This is a genomic window from Polaribacter sargassicola (genome assembly GCF_021991835.1).
GTDB classification, from domain to species: domain Bacteria; phylum Bacteroidota; class Bacteroidia; order Flavobacteriales; family Flavobacteriaceae; genus Polaribacter; species Polaribacter sargassicola.
Genome location: NZ_JAHDAU010000124.1, coordinates 1 through 325 on the forward strand (window position 1 = coordinate 1; position 325 = coordinate 325).

Annotated in this window: 1 protein-coding gene; it reads right to left on the reverse strand. The window is 69.5% G+C overall.

Going from position 1 to position 325, the window contains the following annotated elements:
- Positions 1-226 (reverse strand): BRCT domain-containing protein (locus KI686_RS16130; protein ID WP_237590347.1); only part of this gene is annotated, 226 nt, incomplete at its 3' end.
- Positions 227-325: the final 99 nt, after the last annotated feature.

The following is a 325-nucleotide window of genomic DNA, read 5'->3' on the forward strand; positions in this document are numbered from 1 at the left end:
CGGCTCGTTGCGCCACGTACGCATCGGACACCGGAATGAACTCGCCTTCGGTGACGATAGGGATGCCGTGAGCGCGAGCGGTCTTCGCCTTGCCCGACTGGCTCGCGGGATCCTCGGCGATGAGCACCGCGCAGCTCTTGGTCACACTTCCGGTGATGAAGCCGGCATCCGCGAGCGCCCGAGCCCAGGCCTCGCGGGGACGACTGAGCGTGCCGGTGAAGACCACGCGAGCGCCCGGCGCGAGAGCAAAGACGGCTCACGTGGCGACCGGCGCGGAGCTGACCGCCGGGCGTGCCTTCGGCGCAGGCTCCGTCACCTCAGGAAT